12 protein-coding genes are annotated in these 17,147 nt (G+C 71.6%); 6 read left to right on the plus strand and 6 right to left on the minus strand.

What is annotated here, in order from left to right; genetic code table 11:
- Positions 1-204 precede the first annotated feature (204 nt).
- Entirely contained in the window at positions 205-1,797 is a 1,593-nt protein-coding gene (locus tag RM445_RS00650) for an FMN-binding glutamate synthase family protein (protein ID WP_311553930.1), read from the plus strand.
- Here the strand turns inward: RM445_RS00650 and RM445_RS00655 are convergent.
- Complete coding sequence (locus RM445_RS00655) at positions 1,740-2,750, minus strand: LacI family DNA-binding transcriptional regulator (protein WP_311553931.1); 1,011 nt, start codon at positions 2,748-2,750, stop codon at positions 1,740-1,742. The two genes, RM445_RS00650 and RM445_RS00655, sit on opposite strands and share 58 nt — an antisense overlap.
- A 151-nt stretch (positions 2,751-2,901) precedes the next feature.
- Here RM445_RS00655 and RM445_RS00660 point away from each other — a divergent pair, with 151 nt between their 5' ends.
- The 4 genes from RM445_RS00660 to RM445_RS00675 all read left to right on the plus strand — a co-directional run bounded on the left by RM445_RS00660 (position 2,902) and on the right by RM445_RS00675 (position 7,698).
- Positions 2,902-3,993: a substrate-binding domain-containing protein gene (locus RM445_RS00660; RefSeq protein ID WP_311553932.1), complete on the plus strand. Its 1,092-nt coding sequence runs from the start codon at positions 2,902-2,904 to the stop codon at positions 3,991-3,993.
- 71 nt (positions 3,994-4,064) lie between these two features.
- Positions 4,065-5,129 carry an ABC transporter permease gene (locus RM445_RS00665; RefSeq protein ID WP_311553933.1) on the plus strand — a complete coding sequence of 355 codons (1,065 nt, stop codon included), beginning with the start codon at positions 4,065-4,067 and terminating at the stop codon, positions 5,127-5,129.
- On the plus strand, positions 5,126-5,956 hold the full coding sequence (locus RM445_RS00670) for an ATP-binding cassette domain-containing protein (protein ID WP_311553934.1): 831 nt from the start codon (positions 5,126-5,128) through the stop codon (positions 5,954-5,956). The genes RM445_RS00665 and RM445_RS00670 overlap by 4 nt, the downstream gene beginning before the upstream one ends.
- Before the next feature lie 359 nt (positions 5,957-6,315).
- Positions 6,316-7,698: a right-handed parallel beta-helix repeat-containing protein gene (locus RM445_RS00675; RefSeq protein ID WP_311553935.1), complete on the plus strand. Its 1,383-nt coding sequence runs from the start codon at positions 6,316-6,318 to the stop codon at positions 7,696-7,698.
- Positions 7,699-7,804: 106 nt separating this feature from the next.
- Here RM445_RS00675 and RM445_RS00680 read toward each other — a convergent pair whose 3' ends face one another.
- The 4 genes from RM445_RS00680 to RM445_RS00695 are packed head-to-tail and all read right to left on the minus strand — an operon-like array spanning position 7,805 to position 13,259.
- Positions 7,805-8,131, minus strand: a complete 327-nt coding sequence (locus RM445_RS00680) for a Rieske (2Fe-2S) protein (RefSeq protein ID WP_311553936.1) — start codon at positions 8,129-8,131, stop codon at positions 7,805-7,807.
- Positions 8,128-10,737: a nitrite reductase large subunit NirB gene (gene nirB / locus RM445_RS00685; protein WP_311553937.1), complete on the minus strand. Its 2,610-nt coding sequence runs from the start codon at positions 10,735-10,737 to the stop codon at positions 8,128-8,130. The genes RM445_RS00680 and nirB overlap by 4 nt, the downstream gene beginning before the upstream one ends.
- Before the next feature lie 3 nt (positions 10,738-10,740).
- Complete coding sequence (locus RM445_RS00690) at positions 10,741-11,088, minus strand: molybdopterin oxidoreductase (RefSeq protein ID WP_311553938.1); 348 nt, start codon at positions 11,086-11,088, stop codon at positions 10,741-10,743.
- Positions 11,089-11,123: 35 nt separating this feature from the next.
- Positions 11,124-13,259 (minus strand): molybdopterin oxidoreductase family protein, encoded by a 2,136-nt coding sequence (locus RM445_RS00695; RefSeq protein WP_311553939.1) that lies wholly within the window; start codon positions 13,257-13,259, stop codon positions 11,124-11,126.
- 209 nt (positions 13,260-13,468) lie between these two features.
- On the opposite strand from RM445_RS00695, the gene ppc reads away from it, so the two are divergent.
- Positions 13,469-16,255, plus strand: coding sequence for a phosphoenolpyruvate carboxylase (gene ppc, locus RM445_RS00700; protein WP_311553940.1), 2,787 nt, complete (start codon positions 13,469-13,471; stop codon positions 16,253-16,255).
- A gap of 109 nt (positions 16,256-16,364) precedes the next feature.
- Here ppc and RM445_RS00705 read toward each other — a convergent pair whose 3' ends face one another.
- Positions 16,365-17,054 carry a GntR family transcriptional regulator gene (locus RM445_RS00705; protein ID WP_311553941.1) on the minus strand — a complete coding sequence of 230 codons (690 nt, stop codon included), beginning with the start codon at positions 17,052-17,054 and terminating at the stop codon, positions 16,365-16,367.
- Positions 17,055-17,147 lie beyond the last annotated feature (93 nt).

The raw sequence follows: 17,147 nt of genomic DNA on the forward strand, positions 1-17,147 counted from the left end.
AGCTGCGCAGCAACCGGTCGGTGAGCAGGACGAGCGCGGCACCGGCGAGCAGCAGCACCACGGCCACCGAGACGGCGGCCGCGAGCGAGGTGACCGCCCGCACGCCCAGCCGGGCACGCAGCCAGCCGAGGGCGCCGGACACGTGTCGAGGGTATCGACGGTCGGCCAAGAGCAGCCTGAGAAGCGTGAGCGCATACTCGCGCCATGAGATGGACGAGGGCGTCCCTCGGAGCGGCGGCGGCCGTGGCGTCGGTCGCCGCGCACGACCTGCTCCAGCGCCGGCACGCGATCCTGCGCAACTTCCCCGTGGTGGGGCACGCCCGCTACCTGATCGAGCGGATCGGCCCGGAGCTGCGCCAGTACATCGTCGCCGGCAACGACGAGGAACGACCGTTCAGCCGCGACCAGCGCCGCTGGGTCTACGCGTCGTCGAAGCTCGAGAACAACAACTTCGGTTTCGGCACCGACAACGACATCGAGCACACCCCCGGCTACGTGATCATCAAGCACCGGACCTTCGGCCCGGCGGTCCCGCCGACGGCGAGCCACAGCGGCGAGCAGGCGTGGCTGCCGTGCGCGAAGGTGCTTGGCGCCGCGCGGGGGCGGCAGCACGCGTTCCGGCCGGACTCGGTGGTCAACATCTCCGGGATGAGCTTCGGGGCGCTGTCGGCCAACGCCGTCACCGCGCTCAACCGCGGCGCCGCCCTCGCGAGCTGCCTGCAGAACACCGGCGAGGGAAGCATCTCGCCGTACCACCGCAGCGGTGGCGGGCTGGTCTACCAGGTCGGCAGCGGCTACTTCGGCTGTCGCGACGAGAACGGCCGGTTCGACCTCGCCCGCTTCAAGGACACGGTGGCGTCGGCTCCGGTGCGTGCGCTGGAGGTCAAGCTCAGCCAGGGGGCCAAGCCCGGGCTCGGCGGGGTACTGCCCGGGGTCAAGGTCTCGGCCGAGATCGCCGCGACGCGCGGGGTGCCGCAGGGGGCCGACTGCGTGAGCCCGTCGCGGCACGCGGAGTTCTCCGACGTCGACGGCATGCTCGACTGGGTCGAGATGCTGGCGGCCGAGACCGGGCTGCCGGTCGGGATCAAGTCGGCCGTCGGCGACCTGTCGTTCTGGCACGAGCTGGTCCGGCTGATGGCCGACACGGGCCGCGGGGTGGACCTGGTGACGATCGACGGCGGCGAGGGCGGCACCGGCGCGGCGCCGCTGGTCTTCGCCGACTCGGTGAGCATGCCGTTCCGCCTGGGCTTCAGCCGCGTCTACCGGATCTTCGCCGAGGCCGGGCTGCACGAACGCGTAATATTCGCCGGCTCGGGCAAGCTCGGGTTGCCCGACAACGCCGTGGTCGCCTTCGCGCTCGGCGCGGACCTGGTCAACGTGGGCCGCGAGGCGATGCTCGCCGTCGGGTGCGTCCAGGCGCAGAAGTGCCACGCCGACACCTGCCCGACGGGCGTGGCGACGCAGAACCCCTGGCTCGCGCACGGGCTGGATCCCGCGCTCAAGTCGGTGCGCTGCGCCAACTACATCCGCACGCTGCGCCGCGACCTGCTCAAGCTGGCCGAGGCCACGGGCGTCGAGCATCCCGGCCTGATCGGGTGCTCGTCGGTGGAGATCCTGACGGGCCAGTCGGAGGCGACGCCGCTGCACGAGGTGTACGGCTACGACCCCGCGTGGGGCTTCCCGTCGGATGTGGACCGGAAGGAGATCGCCCGGCTCATGCGGGAGACCGCCCCGGAGGGTCACCGCGGCGAGAGCTCCCCCGAGCCGCGCGGGACCAGGACCGTCGGCACCGGGTAGATCGCCGGAGGTCCGGCGTGGCCTGTCATCCGGGCGAACAGCAGGTCCGCGGCCCGGGTGCCGATCCGTCGGGCGTCCTGCGCCACGACCGTCACGCCGGGCGACAGCAGGTCCGCGGTGTCGAAGTCGCCGAACCCCACCAGCGCGACCAGCCGCTGCAACCCGAGCCGGTGCAGCGCCCGCAGCGCGGTGACGGTCACCGCGTCCCGCGCGGTGAACAGCGCCGTCGGCGGGGTGGCCGTGCGGAACAGCGCGCTCACTGCCCGCTCGGCGTGCCCCGCGTCCGGGAGACCGCCGACGACGAGCGCCGGGTCCGGGACGATCCCGGCCGCCTCGAGCCCGGCCCGGTAACCGGCGAGGCGAGCGCTCGGCGCGGCCCGGTCGCCGAGGAAGGCGATCCGGGTGTGGCCGGCCGCTGCGAGGTGCCGGACCGCGGACGCCGCGCCGGCCGCGTCGGTCGCCACCACGGCGTCGACGTCGAGCCGCCCGGGCACCCGGCCCACGCACACGACCGCGGTGCCCGAGGCCACCTCGGAGCCGAGGTACGACTGGTCGTCGGCGGCGGGCACGAGGATCAGCCCGTCGGTCCGGCGGGCGGAGAACGCCGCCGCCAGTGCCCGCTCGCGCCCGGCGTCGCCGTCGACGCTGGCCGAGAGCACGACCACCCCGCGCGCCACGGCGACGTCCTGCACCGCACGCAGCACCGTCGCGCAGAACGGGTCGGCGACGTCGTCGAGGAGCAGCCCGATCGACGCCGTGCGGGTGTCGCCGCGGCGCAGCACACGGGCACCCACGTTCGGGTGGAAGCCCAGCTCGTCGACCGCCTGCCGGACGCGCCCGATCAACGCGGGCGAGACCCCGGCCTCATCGTTGACCACCCGCGACACCGTCTTGAGGCTGACCCCGGCCCGGGCGGCGACGTCGCGCATCGTCGGCCGCCTGCCGTCGCCCACGCTGCCCCCGCTCCGGTCCCGCCGAGAACCGGGTGATCGTGACGGAACCGTGATTCCGCCTGCCCGGATCCGCGCTTGCCCGACAGTGTGGCGTGCCTCACGCTTCGCCGACAACGTTGTCCATCGTCGACGAGGACGAGAGGTCCCACCAGTGAGGAACCCCATCTCCCCCGGCGGCCGCCGTGCCGCCCTGATCGCGACCGGCCTCACGGCCTCCCTCGTGCTCGCCGCGTGCGGTGGCGGCGGGTCTACCGGATCGAGCGGATCGGGTGCCAGTGGGAGCGCGTCCGGCGACGAGGTGATCGTCGGCCTGATCACCAAGACCGACACCAACCCGTTCTTCGTGAAGATGAAGGACGGCGCGACGCAGGCCGCCCAGCAGGCGGGCGTCACGCTGCAGTCGTTCGCGGGCAAGCAGGACGGCGACAACGAGGCCCAGGTCCAGGCGATCGAGAACCTGATCTCCGCGGGCGCCAAGGGCTTCATGATCACGGCGAACGACTCCAAGGCGATCGTCCCGTCGCTGGACAAGGCCAAGCAGGCCGGCATGCTCGTCATCGCGCTCGACACGCCGGTCGACCCGGCGGACGCCGCCGACGCCACGTTCGCGACCGACAACTTCCAGGCCGGCAACCTCATCGGGCAGTGGGCCAAGGCGAAGTTCGCGGCCGAGGGCAAGCAGGCCAAGATCGCGCTGCTGGACCTGAGCCCGAACGGCGTCTCCGTCGACGTCCAGCGGCACAACGGCTTCCTCACCGGCTTCGGCATCAACGTGCCCGACAGAGATGTGATCACCGACATCGCCGACCCGCAGATCGTCGGCCGCGACGTGACCGACGGCGCGGAGGAGGGCGGCCGCACCGCGATGGAGAACCTCCTGCAGAAGGACTCGTCGATCAACCTCGTCTACACGATCAACGAGCCGGCCGCGTCCGGCGCGTACGCCGCGCTCGAGGCCGCAGGCAAGCAGAACGACGTCACGATCGTCTCGATCGACGGCGGCTGCCCCGGCGTGGCTGCGGTCAAGGCCGGTCAGATCGGCGCGACGTCCCAGCAGTACCCGCTGAAGATGGCGCAGGAGGGCGTCGCCGCCGTCGCGCAGTTCGCCAAGGACGGCACCAAGCCGGAGGCGACCGCCGGAAAGACCTTCACCGACACCGGGGTCAACCTGATCACCGACGCACCGCAGACCGGGGTCGAGTCCCAGGACACCACCTTCGGCCAGCAGAACTGCTGGGGCTGACGGTTCGCGCCCGGCCGGCGCGTGCACCGCGCCGACCGGGCTCCTCCTCTTCATGGACCGGGAGGTCCCCGATGGCGAACGACCCCGCCCCTGACAAGTCCGGTGGTGCGGTGACCACGGCGCCCCGCGAGCCCGACGCCGGTTTCCCGGACCGCAAGCCGGAGCCGCTCGGCCTGCGCATCCAGCACGTCCTGCACGCCAACCCGATCCTCGGCCCGCTCGCCGTGCTGGTGCTGGCGATCATCGCGTTCTCGCTCGTCAGCGGCCGGTTCCTGTCGGTCGCGAACCTCGGGCTCGTGCTCGCCCAGGTCACGGTGATCGCGACACTGGCGCTGGGCCAGACACTGGTGATCCTCACGGCGGGCATCGACCTCTCCGCGGGCGCGATCGCGGTGTTCTCGTCGATCATCATGGCGAACCTGGCGACCAAGGCCGGCCTGCCCGGTCCGGTCGCCCTGCTGCTCGGCTTCGCCTTCGGCACGGCGATGGGCCTGCTCAACGGGCTGCTCGTGACGCGCATGAAGCTCCCGCCGTTCATCGTCACGCTCGGCACGTTGAGCATCTTCTTCTCGCTGAACTCGGTGGTCAGCAAGAGCGAGACCGTCCGCGGCTCGGACATGCCCGACATCATGACGTGGACGGGGAACACCTTCGGCGTCGGCGGCTTCCGGATCACCTACGGCTCGATCATCATGCTGCTGCTGTTCGCGTTCTTCTTCTACGCGCTCAGCCGCACCGCCTGGGGCAAGCACGTCTACGCGACCGGCGACGACATCGAGGCCGCCCGCCTCGCCGGCATCCGGACGGACCGCGTGCTGCTCTCGGTCTACACCGTCGCCGGGTTGATCTACGGCATCGGCGCCTGGGTGCTGATGGGCCGGCTCGCGTCCGCCAGCCCGAACGTCGGCGTCGAGTACAACCTCGACTCCATCACCGCCGTGGTGCTGGGCGGCACGAGCCTCTTCGGCGGCCGCGGCCTGGTGCTCGGCACGCTGGTCGGCGCGCTCATCGTCGGCGTCTTCCGCAACGGCCTGCAGCTCGGCGGCGTCGACGTCGTCTGGCAGGGCTTCGCGATCGGCCTGCTCGTGCTCGTCGCCGTCTCGATCGACCAGTGGATCCGGAAGGTGAAGGTATGACCGCGACCGAGCCCGCGGCCCGCCACGCCGCCCCCGACCACTCCGGCGCCGACCGCCCCACACCGGTGCTGCAGGCGAAGGGCCTCACCAAGCGGTACGGCCCGGTCACGGCCATCGCCGGCAGCGACCTGGAGCTCTACCCCGGGGAGATCCTGGCGGTCATCGGCGACAACGGGGCCGGCAAGTCCAGCCTGATCAAGGCCCTGTCCGGGGCGCTCGTCCCGGACGAGGGCGAGATCTTCCTGGAGGGCAAGCAGGTCAACTTCCGGAGTCCGATGGACGCCCGCACGGCCGGCATCGAGACCGTCTACCAGACCCTCGCCGTCGCACCGGGCCTGGACATCGCGGACAACCTGTTCCTGGGCCGGGAGGTGCGCAAGCCCGGCATCCTCGGCTCGGTCTTCCGCATGCTCGACCGCAAGCACATGCGCGACGAGGCCAAGCGGTACATGAGCGAGCTGGGCATCGCCACGCTGCAGAACATCGGCCAGGCGGTGGAGAGCCTGTCCGGCGGGCAGCGACAGGGCGTGGCGGTGGCCCGGTCGGCGGCCTTCGGGAGCAAGGTCGTGATCCTCGACGAGCCGACCGCGGCGCTGGGCGTCAAGGAGGGCAACCGGGTGCTCCAGCTCATCCGCGACGTGCGTGACCGCGGGCTGCCCGTGATCTTGATCAGCCACAACATGCCGCACGTGTTCGAGATCGCCGACCGGATCCACATCCAGCGCCTCGGCAAGCGGGCGACGGTGATCACTCCGCAGTCGCACTCGATGTCGGAGGCGGTGGCGATCATGACGGGTGCCGCGGAGCCACCACCGCCCGTCGCGTGAGCGGGAGAACGGCGGTCCCGGACGGCGTCATCGACCGCTGAACGCCGACCGTCCGCAGCAGCGCGGCGGTAACGAAAGCAACCAGATCGACGAGACCCCCGTTGCAGCAGGGTGCGATCCGGGCACTCACCGGAACGGGGGGCTCGTGCACTTTCGGGGACAGGCGGCTGCGGCAATTACCGCGACGCGGATTGCGGCGTCAAAGCCGTGATCGCCCGCGGGCGCCGACAGGACCGGTTGTGTCGACGAACGGCGCGGGGTCGCACGATCCGGGGCATCCCTCGCATTCGGGGATGACGCACATAACACCTTGGCTACGATCGCCATCGAAGCAGCAACCCAGGAGCGTCATGGCGAACGTGAGACATCAGAGGGTGCGGCGCACTGCGCAGCTCCTCACCACAGCGGCGAGTGTCCTCGCGCTGCTCGGCCTCGCGGCTGCTCCCGCCGCGGCCATCCCTGCCATCCCCCGCGTCCCGGTTCCGGCCGCACCGGCGGTCCCGGCGCCCGCAGCGGTTCCGGCCCCTGCCGCAGTTCCGGCGGTTCCACCCGCTCCCGCGGTCCCGGCCGCGCCGGCCGTGGTGGTCTCCGAGCGGAGCGCCTCCTCCGTCTCGCTCCTGGCGACGGGCTTCGCCCGGCAGTCCAACGTCGACTTCACCGTGACGATGGGCGGATGCACCGGGCGCAGCTCGATGCTCGCCACCGCGGACGCCCTGCTCGCGCAGTTCGCGATCACGCCGACCTGCACCGGGCCGGCGACTGCCACGGTGAAGGCCGGGACCCAGTCGGCCACCACCTCGTTCGTGATCGACAACCCGAACGGCGGTGCGACGGCGGCGCCGGCCCCGGCCGGGCCCACCGCAGCCGGCCCCCCCGCGGCGGCCGCCGCCCCGGCCAAGGACTCGGGCGTGTTGGGCAAGCGGCCGGTGTCGTCGAAGTGCACGGTCAAGGCCAGCGGCGCCAATGTTCCCGCGGCGAAGGCAGGCGACACGGTGTGCTTCACCGGTGCGCTCACCAGCCGGCTCAACATCCGTGGGGGCGGCACGCCGGGGGCGCCGATCGTCTACTCAGGAATGGGTACGGCGACCGTTCCCGGGATCACCGCCCGCGGCAACAACATCGTGCTCGAGGGATTCGTCTCCAAGGGCGCGCAGGACCACGGGATCTACGTCTCGGGCAGCAACATCACCGTGCAGGACAACGACATCTCGTCGGTCAACATCGGCAGCGACGACGTCGACGCGATGCGCTTCTTCGGCAACAACATCACCATCCAGCACAACTACTCGCACGACATCTGGGCGAACCCGGGCAAGGGCGGCTCGCCGCACACGGACTGCATGCAGACCTACACCTCGGACTCCGAGTCGGCCAGCTCGAACATCAAGATCCTGAACAACAAGTGCGCGAGCTCGCAGTTCCGCCAGTGCCTGATGGCCGAGGGCCCGCACGACGACGACGGCGACGGCGAGGGCAACGGGGTGGGCCAGAGCGCGAACTGGACGGTCTCCGGCAACTACTTCGAGTGCCACGCCCCGGCCCAGACGGTCGCGCTTCAGGACATCCAGAACGTGACGTTCTCCAACAACAACTTCGCGGGCAGCGGCAACAAGGCGATCGCACTGCAGAAGCGCGCCAGCGGCGCGACCGTCACGAACGACAACGTCAAGGGCCCGGGCTACAAGCAGCTCGTCGGGATCGACGACAACTCCGCCCGGCAGGGCTTCAAGGGCCCCTCCTGATCAGGCGGCGCCGGATCGGGACCCCGGTCGGCGCCCATCCCCACCGAGCGAACGCGGCGTCGGGTAGGTCTGACCTACCAGACGCCGCGTTCGCTCATTTCGGCCGCTACGCGTCGACGACGATCGCGCCGCCCTCCTCGCGCACCGCGTACGTGCGCACGGCGTAGTCGCCGTTCAGGCACGTGCCGTCCATGAGCGAGAAGAAGTAGTTGTGCAGGGGGCAGATGACCTTCTTCGCATCGAACTGCCCGTCGGCCAGCGGGCCGCCGGAGTGCGGGCAGACGGCGTCGACCGCCCGCAGCTCACCCGACCGCAGCCGGAACACCGCCACCATCGCGTCGCCCACCGCATAGGCGCGCGAGCCGCCCACGGGCAGGTCGCCGCTCGGGGCGATGGCATAGCTCGTGATCTCCGAAGAAGACACTGTGGTCATGCCTGCGCCCCCTCGTAGTCCGACACGGTCCCGTGTCCGCTCGCGAACGGCCCGCTCGACGCCGGGCCGCGGCCTGCCGACGACGCCAGCAGGCTCCCGTCGGGCGCCCGTCGCACCGGCACGATCGGCAGCGGGATCAGCGGCAGGTTGTTCGCGAACTGCCCCGGCCCCGACGGCTCGCGCCCGTCCTGCCACGGGTCGCGGTAGGCGTCGATCGACTCCTGGATCCGCTCCTCCAGGCCGGCGACGATGCCGTCGCGGTCGTCGACCAGGATCGCCTTGAGCTCGTCGAGCCCGACCCGCGGCACGAAGTCGTACGTGCGCTCGAGCCACTTGCCGTTCTCGCGGTAGTACTGCATGAAGACTCCGGCCAGCCGGACCACCTCGTCGTGGCCGTCGACGGTGGCCAGCACGTCGCCTCGCCGGACCGACGCCCCCGCGGCACCGCCGATCAGCAGGTCCCACCGGTCCTCTCCGACCGCGACCACGCCGACGTCCTTGACCAGCGCCTCCGAGCAGTTACGCGGGCACCCGGCGACGGCGAGCTTCATCTTCGCCGGGCTCTCCAGCCCCTGGTAGCGCTGCTCCAGCTTGATCCCGAGATCCGTGGAGTCGCCGAGGCCGAAGCGGCAGAAGTCGGTGCCGACGCAGGTCTTGACCGTGCGGAACGACTTGCCGTACGCGTAGCCCGACGGCATGTCAAGGTCCGCCCAGACGTCGGGCAGGTCCTCCTTGCGCACGCCCAGCAGGTCGATCCGCTGCCCGCCGGTGATCTTGATCATCGGGACGTCGTACTTGTCGGCGACGTCGGCGATCCGGCGCAGCTGCGCCGAGTCCGTGACCCCGCCCTTGATCTGCGGCACCACCGAGAACGTGCCGTCGCGCTGGATGTTGGCGTGCACGCGGTCGTTGATGAACTTCGCGTCGCTCTCGCTGACGAAGTCGCCGTTCCAGACCACCCGCAGCAGCGACGTCAGCGGCATCTTCGACCCCGCGTCCTCGCCCTCGGGCGCCAGCGCCGCCAGCACCGCGGACACCGACCGCAGGTTCTGCTCCTTGATCGCCGCGATCAGCGTGGGCTTGTCCATGGGGATCGCCGGGACGTACCAGTTGGCACTCTCGTCGACCCCGAGCTCGCCGCCGCTCTCCGTGACCGCCCACTCGACGACGTCCTTGACCAGCGGCTTGCACGCCCCGCAGCCCTTGCCCGCCCGGGTGGCCGCCATGCAGCCCGACACGGTGTGCTCCCCGCCGCGCACGCACGCGACCAGGTCGCCCTTGGAGACGCCGTTGCAGTTGCAGACCTGCACCGAGTCGTCCATCTCGGCCGCGCCCTGCTCCTCGGACGGCCCGGCGAGCTCGAACAGGAGCTCGACGCGCTCCTCGGGCAGCGGCAGTCCGCGGTCGAAGCTCTGGGTCAGGAACGCGACCTTCTTGACGTCGCCGAGCAGCATCGCGCCGATCAGCTTGCCGTCGCGGATGACCACCGACTTGTAGACGCCGTGCTTGGGCTCGGCGAACCGGACCCACTCGTCGTCCGGCTTCTCGGGGCCCTTGACGCCCATCGCCGCCACGTCGACCCCGGCCACCTTGAGCTTCGTCGCGATCCGCGACCCGTGGTAGGCGGCCTTCGGGTTCACGCCCGTGACGTGGTCGGCGAGCACGACGGCCTGCTCCCACAGCGGCGCGACCAGGCCGTAGACCTCGCCGCGGTGCTGGGCGCACTCGCCGACGGCGTAGATGTCGGGGTCGTCCACCGAGCGCATCTGGTCGTCGGTGACGATCGCGCGCTCGACGGTCAGCCCGGAGACGACGCCGAGGCCGACGTTCGGCCGGATGCCGGCGGTGAGGACGACCATGTCGCAGTCGATCGCGCTGCCGTCCTTGAACACCACCGCGCTCACGCCGCCGCCGTGCGCCCTGATCGCGGTGGTCCGCTTGCCCGTGTGGACCGTCATGCCCATCCGCTCGAGGACCACGCGCAGGATCGCGCCCGCCTCCTCGTCGAGCTGCTGGTTCATGAGGATCGGCCCGGACTGCACCACGTGCACGTCGTGCCCGTGCTGCATCAGCCCGTAGGCCGCCTCCAGCCCGAGCAGGCCGCCACCGACGACGACGGCAGTGCGCCGTTCCGCGGCGTAGTCGAGCATCGCGGTGGTGTCGTCGAGCGTGCGGAACCCGAAGACCCCCGGCGTGAGCGTCTTGTCGTCGACCCACATGCCGTCCATCGGCGGGTAGAAGGTGCGGCTGCCCGTCGCGATGATCAGCTTGTCGTACGACTCGATCGTGCCGTCGTTGCCGTAGACCTTCTTCGAGAACCGGTCGACCCGGACGACGCGCACGCCGGCATGCAGGGTGATGTCGTTCTCGGCGTACCAGTCGAGTGGGTTGAGGTAGATCTCTTCCAGATTGGAGTCCCGCACAGCGTCGTCGCCTGCCAGCACGTGGCTGAGCATGATCCGGTTGTAGTTGCCGTACGGCTCGTCGCCGAACATCGTGATCCGGAACTGCGTGTCGCCGCCACGCTCCAGGATCTCCTCGACGGCGCGCGCACCGGCCATGCCGTTCCCGATGACGACGAGGTGGAGCTTCTCCGGGGTCGCCATCGTCTAGACCTCGACCAGCCCGAGGTCGACGACGACGGTCCCCGTCAGACCCTCGCGCGCCGCGACGTGCAGCTCGAGCACGGTGTCGTCGTCGAGGTCCTCGACCACGGCGAGCGCGACGTGGGTGCCGGCCCGCGCCCCGATCGGGAAGTAGCGCATCGGGGCGCCGTCGCGGACGAGTACCACGGTGATCAGCTCGTCCGTGCTGTTGCCGCCGCGGAAGTAGAGCGGCTGGGTGGTGACGCCCATCGGCACGGTGTAGGTCAGCGCCTTATGCAAGGGGGCGGGCTTGTCCACCCCCTGTCCCTCGAACGGGAAGATCCCCTGCAGGAAGCGGGGCGTGCTGTGCATCGGTGTCTCCTCGTGGTGGGGAATGTGGCGGGGAATCAGGTGCGTGCGACGGCCGGGCGGACCACCGCACCGTTCTTCTCTTCGGGATCGATCGCGGCCTTCTCGACGGCGACGGGGCACGTCTTGAACTCCGGCATCCGCGACGTCGGGTCGAGCGCGTCGCTGGTCAGCGCGTTGACGCAGGCGGCACCGCCCCAGTGGAACGGGACGAACACGGTGTCGCGCCGGCTGCCCGGATCGAGGCGGGCGTCGAGCACCGCACTCCCACGCGGGGTGGACAGCCGCACGGGGTCGCCGTCGGAGATCCCGAGCGAGCGGGCCAGCTCCGGGTGCAGCTCGACGTAGGGGCGTGGGACGGCCGCGGCGAGCGTCGGGCTCCGCCGGGTCTGGGTGCCCGACTGGTAGTGCGAGCGCGCGCGGCCGGTCGTCAGCAGGTACGGGTGCGCCTCGTCGGGCAGCTCGGCGGCGAGCCGGGGCCGCACCGGCAGGAAGTTGGCCCGCCCGTCCGGCGTGGCGAAGCGCTCGGTGAACACGTGCGAGGTTCCCGGGTGGTCCTCGGCAGGGCACGGCCAGAACAGCTCTTCTCCGGCGGCCAGCCGCTGGTAGGTGATCCCGGCGTAGTCGGCGATCCCGCCCGCGCTCGCCCTGCGCAGCTCGGTGAAGACCTCCTCGGGCTCGGTCGGAAAGAACTGCCCCCGGCCGAGCCGGTCCGCGATCCCCCGCCAGATGCCCAGGTCGCTGCGCACCCCGGGGGGCGGCTCGACGGCCTTGCGCCGCAGCAGCACCCGCCCCTCGGGGTTGGTCATGGTCCCGGATTCCTCGGCCCACTGCGTGGTCGGCAGCACGACGTCGGCCAGCCGAGCGGTCTCGGAGAGGAAGATGTCGGTGACGGCGAGGAAGTCCAGCGCCGCGAACCGCTCCTCGACGTGGCGCGCATTGGGCGCGCTCACGACCGGGTTCGACGCGCTGACCAGCAGCGCACGCACGCCCGCGTCCGTGCCCATCCGGTCGAGCAGCTCGTAGGCGGAGACTCCCGGGCCGGGCAGCTCGTCCGGGTCGACGCCCCATACGCCCGCGACGTGCGCCCGGTGCGCCGGGTTGGTGAGCTGGCGGTAGCCGGGGAGCTGGTCGGCCTTCTGGCCGTGCTCGCGGCCACCCTGCCCGTTGCCCTGGCCGGTGATCGTCCCCCAGCCGTTGCCCGGGCCGCTGCCGGGCAGGCCGAGTGCCAGCGCGAGGTTGATCCAGGCCTGTGCGGTGTCCGTGCCGTCGGCGTGCTGCTCGACGCCGCGGGCGGTGAGGATCATCGCGGTCGGCGCGGCGGCCATCGCCCGGACCAGTTCGTACAGGTCCGGGACCGCGATGCCGGTGACCCGCTCGACGCGGTCCGGCCAGTACGAGCGCACGGCCCGGCGCACGGCGTCGAAACCGTTGGTGCGGGTGGCGATGTACTCCTCATCGACCAGGTTCTCCCGGATCGCGATGTGCAGCAGGCCGTTGGCCAGCGAGAGGTCGGTGTTCGGCACCGGCTGCAGGTGCGTGTGGGCGAGCTCCGCCGTCGCGGTGCGCCGGGGATCGATCACGATGTGGCGGGCGCCGCGTTCGCGACCCTCCTCCAGGAAGCGCATCGCGGGCGGCATCGTGTCGGCGGGATTGCTCCCGACGAGCACGAGCACGTCGGCCTTCGGGATGTCGTCGAACGGGAACGGCAGGCCGCGGTCCATCCCGAACGCCCGGGTGCCGGCGGCGACGGCCGACGACATGCAGAACCGGCCGTTGTAGTCGATGTTGCGGCTGCGCAGCGCGACACGGACGAACTTGCCGAACTGGTAGGCCTTCTCATTGGTCAGCCCGCCGCCGCCGAACGCCCCGACGGCGTCGCGGCCGTATCGCTCCTGGGTGGCGGTGACCGCCGCGGCGATCCGGTCCAGCGCCTCGTCCCACGTCGCCTGTCGGAACGGGTCATCCCGCGAGTCGCGGACGAGCGGTGCGGTGAGGCGCTCGGGATGGTCGAGCAGCTCGGTGGCCGTCGCCCCCTTGATGCACAGCCCTCCGCGGTTGACCGGGAAGTCCGCACGCCCGACGAGGGAGAGCGTGCCGTCGGGTTTCGGGGTGAGCGTGATGCCGCACTGCAGGGAGCAGTACGGACAGTGCGTGTCGGTCGGGGCGCTCATCGCGTTCCAGCGTTGGCGATCGCAGTTACGCCCTGGTTGTGCGCTCGTTACGGAGCGCTCCTTCGGGTTCGAGGCGCCGTGTGCGTTCGTGCGTGACATGCCACCCCAGCAGTGGCGTCGGCCGTCCGCGCGGAGGCACCATGGCCGTGAACGGCCTCTCCCACCGGAGCGAGCGGCCCCACCACGCCGCCGCACCGAGGAGTTCGATCGTGAGCGAGCCTGCCCTGCTACGCCCGTCGTCGGGCCCGTCCTCGTCGCCCGACTCCGTCGCCGCGTCCGCCGGCGTCGTCTCGGAGTCGGAGCACCAGTCGCTGCGGGCCGACATCCGGCGCCTGTCGACCATGCTCGGCCAGGCCCTGGCCCACCACGGCGGCCCCGAGCTGTTGGAGCTGGTCGAGGAGGTCCGGCGGCTGTCGCGGAAGGCGCCCGAGAGCGGTGGCGCCGAGATCACGCACCTGCTCGCCGGCCTCGACACCGGCACCGCGGTCGCCCTGACCCGCGCCTTCTCCCAGTACTTCCAGCTCGCGAACACCGCTGAGCAGCTGCACCGCTCCCGCGAGCTGCGCACGCTGCGCCCGCCGGAGCGACGTCCCCTCCGGATGCTCATGCAGCGCCTGGCCGACGACTTCCCCGGCGAGGCGCGGGCCGAGGTGCAGGCCGCGCTGGAGAAGCTGGAGCTGCGGCCCGTCTTCACCGCGCACCCGACCGAGTCGTCACGCCAGTCGGTGCTGCGGGTGCTGCGCCGGGTCGGCGACGCGCTCGACCGCGGCGCGGACGACGAGGAGGTCGCCGCGCTGGTCGACCTGCTGTGGCAGACCGACGAGATCCGCCCCGGCAAGCCGACGGTGGCCGACGAGGCCAACGCCATCGGCTGGTACCTGGAGCAGCTGGCCCGCACGACCGTCCCCGAGCTGGTCGGCGAGTACGAGCGGGAGGTGCGCGCCGCCGGCTTCACCGTCCCCGACGACTCCCACCCGGTGGTGCTGGGTTCGTGGGTGGGCGGCGACCGCGACGGTAACCCGTTCGTCACCCCCGACGTCACCCGTGAGGTCGTCGCACTCAACGCGGACCGCGCGCTGCGCATCCACCTGCAGCTCGTCGAGCGACTCGTCGACGAGCTGTCGATCTCGACGCGGGTGGTCGGCGTCTCCGAGGAGCTGCGCGGTTCGCTGGCGCGCGACCGGCGGGGGTTCCCCGAGGTCTACGACCGCTACATCCGCCTGAACCAGAACGAGCCCTACCGGCTCAAGCTCTCCTACGTCCGCGCCCGCCTGGAAAACAACCGCGCGCGGATCCGGGAAGGCGCTCCGCACGTCGCCGGGCGCGACTACCTCGGCGCGCGGGAGTACGTCGCCGACCTGGAGGTGATCGACCGCTCCCTGCGCGCGCACCTGGGCGACCGCATCGCCGACGGCACGCTGGCCCGCACGCGGCGCGCCGCGAAGTCGTTCGGGCTGCACCTGGCCGAGCTCGACATCCGCGAGCACAGCGCGAAGCACCACGCCGCCCTCGGCGCGATCTACGACGCCCTCGGCGAGCTGGACAAGCCGTACGCCGAGCTGACTCGCGCGGAGCGGACCGAGCTGCTGGCCCACGAGCTGGAGCAGGGCCGTCCGCTGGTCCGCCGCCACTACGGGCTGCCGGACGAGGCGACGGACGTGCTGGCGATCTTCGACATGCTGCACGAGGTGCAGCACCAGTTCGGTACGGAGGTCTGCAGCACCTACATCGTGTCGATGTGCCAGGGCGTCGACGACCTGCTCGCCGTGACCGTGCTGGCCCGCGAGTCGTACATGGTCGAGCTCAAGCAGAACCCGCGGTCGTCGGTCGATCTCGTGCCGCTGTTCGAGACCGTGGAGGAGCTGTCGCAGGCCGGCGCGCTGCTCGACGAGCTGCTGTCGGTGCCGGGCTACCGCCGGCAGGTGACCAACCGTGGTGACCTCCAGGAGATCATGCTGGGCTACTCCGACTCGAACAAGCTCGCCGGCATCACCACATCGCAGTGGCAGATCCAGCGGGCGCAGCGGCAGCTGCGCGACGTCGCGGCCAAGCACGGCGTGCGCCTGCGGCTGTTCCACGGGCGCGGCGGGTCGGTCGGGCGCGGCGGCGGCCCGGCGGGCGAGGCGGTCATGGCGACCCCGTACGGCACGGTCGACGCCACCATGAAGCTCACCGAGCAGGGCGAGACGATCAGCGACAAGTACTCGCTGCCCGCGCTCGCGCACGACAACCTGGAGATCCTGCTCTCCTCGACGCTCGACGCCACGCTGATGCACACCTCCTCGCGGCTGGACCCGCCGACGCTGGCCCGGTTCGACGAGGCCATGGACTGCGTCAGCGACCACGCCCGCACCGCCTACCGCCGGCTCGTCGACGACCCGGGCCTGCCCGACTTCTTCGCCGCCGCGACGCCGGTCGACGAGCTCGGCCGGCTCAACGTGGGCTCGCGGCCGTCGAAGCGGCCCGGCACGTCGGCGCCGACGCTGGACGACCTGCGGGCGATCCCGTGGGTGTTCGGGTGGACGCAGACCCGCATGGTCGTGCCGGGGTGGTTCGGCCTGGGCAGCGGCCTGCGGGCCGCGCGCGAGGCCGGGTACGGGCCGGTCCTCGACGAGATGCGGGAGTGGGCGTTCTTCGCGAACCTGCTCGGCAACGTCGAGATGACGCTGGCGAAGACAGACCTGCGGATCGCCGAGTTCTACGTCTGCAACCTGGTGGAGCCCGGCCTGCAGCCGATCTTCGAACTGATCAAGGCCGAGCACGAGATGACCGTCCGCGAGGTCCTGCGCCTGCTCGGCACGACGACGCTGCTGGCCCGGCACCCGGTGCTGCGCAACACGCTGTCGGTGCGCGCGGGGTACCTGGAGCCCCTGCACCACCTGCAGGTCGAGCTCCTGGCGCAGCGGCGGAAGGTGGCGGAGGCGGACGGCGACCTCAACCGCGCACTGCTGCAGACGGTGAACGGGATCGCGGCGGGGTTGCGGAACACGGGCTGAACGACGGCTCGCGGTGGGCGCGAGGACGTCAGCATGGTGGCTTTGCTGCGGTCGGAGTGCAGCAAAGCCACCATGCTGCACTCCCGGGCGGCGCCGTTCGCCGGTTCCGTCAGCTCGGGTAGTCGCGCAGCAGGTGCTCCTCCGCCGCGCGCAGGTACTCCGCCACCGCGTCCGCCGCCGCGTCGCGCTCCCCCGCCTCGAGCAGCGCGCAGATCCGGGCGTTCTGGGTGAGGTAGGGCTCGTGGAACTCGCGGACGCCCGGCATCCGGTGGAAGACCAGCCGCATCTCGGCCAGCAGGAGCGCCATCTGCTGGTCCAGCCGAGGGCTGCCGGCGAGCGCGACGAGGGCCCGGTGGAAGTGCTGGTTCGCGCTCGCGAGGTCGTCCCACCGGCCGTTCTCGGCCGCGTCCCGGCCCTCGTCGACCGCCCGTCGCACGGCGGCGACCCGGGTGTCGTCGGCCGCCTCGCCCGCCCGGACCGCCGCGGGCTCGATGAGCCGCCGCGCCCGGTAGACGTCGCGGACGGCCTCCCGGTCCGGACGCGCCACGAACACCCCGCGGTGCGGCTCCCGCATCAGCACCCGCTCGGCCACGAGCTGGCTCATCGCCTCGCGCACCGTGTTGCGCGAGACGCCGAGCGCCGTGCACAGCCGCTGCTCCGGTAGCCGGGCGCCGGGCAGCAGCCGACCCTCGACGACCTCCTCGCGCACCGCGTCGGCGACGCGCTCGGCCGTCGAGGTCCACGCGAACTGGCGCCGGGCCCGGGCGAGCGAGTCGACGGCGGGGTCGAGCGCTGTCATGACATCAACCGTAGGGGGTACTCCCGCTCGCCTGCCGTAACGCGGACTTCACGTTCGCAGGATTGCAGGATTGCAGGATTGTTGAACAATCCC

The sequence above is a fragment of the Pseudonocardia charpentierae genome, assembly GCF_031845345.1.
Lineage (GTDB): Bacteria > Actinomycetota > Actinomycetes > Mycobacteriales > Pseudonocardiaceae > Pseudonocardia > Pseudonocardia charpentierae.

Bases quoted from the DNA above. Each gene is read 5' to 3' on its own strand.
- RM445_RS00705 (WP_311553941.1), bottom strand. From the start codon at position 17,054: ATGACAGCGCTCGACCCCGCCGTCGACTCGCTCGCCCGGGCCCGGCGC.
- RM445_RS00670 (WP_311553934.1), top strand. From the start codon at position 5,126: ATGACCGCGACCGAGCCCGCGGCCCGCCACGCCGCCCCCGACCACTCC.
- RM445_RS00680 (WP_311553936.1), bottom strand. From the start codon at position 8,131: ATGACCACAGTGTCTTCTTCGGAGATCACGAGCTATGCCATCGCCCCG.
- RM445_RS00695 (WP_311553939.1), bottom strand. From the start codon at position 13,259: ATGAGCGCCCCGACCGACACGCACTGTCCGTACTGCTCCCTGCAGTGC.
- RM445_RS00690 (WP_311553938.1), bottom strand. From the start codon at position 11,088: ATGCACAGCACGCCCCGCTTCCTGCAGGGGATCTTCCCGTTCGAGGGA.
- RM445_RS00650 (WP_311553930.1), top strand. From the start codon at position 205: ATGAGATGGACGAGGGCGTCCCTCGGAGCGGCGGCGGCCGTGGCGTCG.
- nirB (WP_311553937.1), bottom strand. From the start codon at position 10,737: ATGGCGACCCCGGAGAAGCTCCACCTCGTCGTCATCGGGAACGGCATG.
- RM445_RS00665 (WP_311553933.1), top strand. From the start codon at position 4,065: ATGGCGAACGACCCCGCCCCTGACAAGTCCGGTGGTGCGGTGACCACG.